The following is a 2549-nucleotide window of genomic DNA, read 5'->3' on the forward strand; positions in this document are numbered from 1 at the left end:
GGTAAACTTTTGGTGTCGACATTGGAACGTAATCCACACCGTCGGTTTTCGTGTGAGCGGGCGTTTTACGTTTTTCATTGATACCAAAAACTTTTTCAATGAAAGCGCCATAAATAAAATAGCCGCCAATAAGGGCAGCAACACAAGTAAAAAACCACAACATAGGGTCATCCTTTGATTTAAATTATCAGTTCAGCCTCTATGATAACTAACCCAATGAATAGGCACATTCAGTAAACCACTCAGTGGTCATATACCTAGCTGAGTGGTATCCAATATAATTAAGTGGTTCGTGCCGGACGTAAACGGTTGCCATCATATCTCAAAGGCCTGTGACCGATTTTAAAGGACGCTATCAAAATTAAGTGGCGGGATAGGAAATTAAATGTCATGTTGTAGTAAAACGTTATAAGCGAAAGGAAAATAATGAAACATATTATCGCACTGGCTTTGGTTGGCGCTCTTACTGGCTGTGCTAGTAGTACAGAGCAGTTAGCGGAAAGCGGGGATTGGTATCAAATTGGATACCAAGATGGAATTAAAGGACATACTGAACGTTCATACAAAGACTTATCAAAGCTTGGTGGCGTTAAAGTGTCGGAATACACCGAAGGATATACTGTGGGAGTGACAGAGTACTGTAATCCTAATTTTGCTTACCAAATGGGACTGTCTGGTCAGTACTATGAAGGGGTATGTGAAGGAACCGAAGAATCACAGAAATTTCGCATGGAGTGGCAACGCGGTTGGTCTGAATACAGCAACTGATGAATGGGTGTCTACCATAAACAAGTAAAGCATTGACTAGGGAAACAACCTGGCCAATGCTTGGCCCACGGGCTAAGCGAGCGCTATGTTCAAGATGTATTAGTTAAGCGACATCAGTTTCGCCGCATCAGTTAAGAGGGTTTGCTACTTTCAACCGCCTTTCTAAGAAACCCTTGTTGGTGCAGAAGTTGTTGCTTCGCGCTATCGAGGTCCAACCCTGTTAAAATCATCAGAATAGACAACTTCACATCATATCCAGTGACATCCAGAGTTTTCGTTGCTTGTTGAATATCGCATTCGGTTGCTTGGATAACGATACGAGCAGCGCGAGCAACCAACTTTTCATTGGTCGCTTTTACGTCGACCATCAGGTTCTGGTAGCTTTTACCAATGCGAATCATGCTGGCAGTCGTCAGCATGTTAAGCACCAACTTTTGCGCGGTACCTGATTTGAGGCGTGTGGAACCGGTTAAGGCTTCTGGGCCCACCACTGGGCTTATCGCGATTTGAGCAATCTCAGCGATCGGAGAGCCAGGGTTACAAGACAGCGCAACCGTCACCGCGCCAATCTGATTGGCGTAGTTGAGTGCACCAATTACGTAAGGTGTGCGGCCACTAGCAGCGATGCCTACCACGACATCATTTTCTGAAAACTGAATGGCTTTCAGATCTTCAATACCGAGAGTCAGCGAATCTTCCGCGCCTTCTTTAGCTTTCAAAATTGCTTCTGGTCCACCGGCGATGAGGCCGATAACCATCTTGTTTGAAACACCAAACGTCGGTGGGCATTCTGAGGCATCTAATACACCCAATCGACCACTGGTACCAGCACCCATGTAAATCAGGCGACCTCCGTTTTGAAAGGCGTGAGCGATCTTATCAACCGCTTTGGCGATTTGAGGCAACTCTTTCTCAACCGCGATAGGTACTTGCTTATCTTGTTGATTGAGCCTACCCACTATTTGCTCTGCTGAAAGAAGATCGATATCCATGGTGTCGGGGTTACGCCCCTCCGATACCAGATGAGAAAGGGCAGAAATAAGGGCATCATTAGTCATGTTAAGCCTTTTAATTGGATGGATAGATTACGCCTAAGGAGGCAAGCTTACTGGCACCGGTGACCTCAGGCAAATTGCTGCTTAGTCCGTGAAGGCGTCTTTGAGCTAGCCAGGCAAAAGCGATGGCTTCCATAAAGTCACCATCAACCCCTTTTTCTGAAGTGGAAGCAACCTGCCAGTCTGGTAGCAGCTCGGCTAAACGCATCATGAGCAATGGATTCTGTGCTCCTCCGCCACAAACTAATAATTCTGGGGATAGACCGACTTTATAGAGCCTGATTTGTTCACAGATAGTGAGGGCGGTGTATTCACATAGCGTACGCTGGACATCCTCGGCGGGCACGTAATGGTCCACTAAATGTTTCGTAAGCCAATCGAGATTAAACAGCTCACGTCCGGTACTTTTCGGTGGGGGCTTCTGCAAATAGCTTTCTGCAAGTAATGCCGAGAGAAGGGAAGGTTCGACGTTGCCTTGATACGCAAATTCAGCATCTTTATCATACGGTCGGTTTCGGTGCTTTTGGCACCAAGCATCCATCAGCATATTCCCAGGTCCGGTATCGTAGCCGATGACCTTTTGATTGGGTCGCAACACTGAAATATTCGATATTCCCCCAATGTTTAACACGACGACGCTGGAGTGAGTCGCACTAAAAATAGCTTGATGGAAAGCGGGGACTAACGGAGCGCCTTGCCCGCCAAGCGCCATGTCCTTGCGTCTGA

The 2549-nt window shown here is 46.6% G+C and carries 4 protein-coding genes; 1 reads left to right on the top strand and 3 read right to left on the bottom strand.

From position 1 onward, the window contains the following. A partial coding sequence (locus tag ACP45E_RS00355; protein WP_277815662.1) for a carbon starvation CstA family protein occupies window positions 1-163 on the bottom strand: 163 nt, incomplete at its 3' end. Between the two features lie 263 nt (window positions 164-426). Between ACP45E_RS00355 and ACP45E_RS00360 the strand changes: the two genes are divergently transcribed. Beyond that, window positions 427-768, top strand: a complete 342-nt coding sequence (locus ACP45E_RS00360) for a DUF2799 domain-containing protein (RefSeq protein WP_017035457.1) — start codon at window positions 427-429, stop codon at window positions 766-768. A 131-nt stretch (window positions 769-899) separates the two neighbouring features. Here the strand turns inward: ACP45E_RS00360 and murQ are convergent, their stop codons facing one another. Both murQ and ACP45E_RS00370 read right to left on the bottom strand, forming a co-directional pair. Beyond that, window positions 900-1826, bottom strand: a complete 927-nt coding sequence (murQ, locus tag ACP45E_RS00365; RefSeq protein ID WP_017036896.1) for an N-acetylmuramic acid 6-phosphate etherase — start codon at window positions 1824-1826, stop codon at window positions 900-902. 10 nt (window positions 1827-1836) lie between these two features. Further along, window positions 1837-2549 (bottom strand): anhydro-N-acetylmuramic acid kinase (locus tag ACP45E_RS00370; protein ID WP_198927658.1); only part of this gene is annotated, 713 nt, incomplete at its 5' end.

This window comes from Vibrio genomosp. F10 str. 9ZD137, from assembly GCF_049974785.1.
Classification (GTDB): domain Bacteria; phylum Pseudomonadota; class Gammaproteobacteria; order Enterobacterales; family Vibrionaceae; genus Vibrio.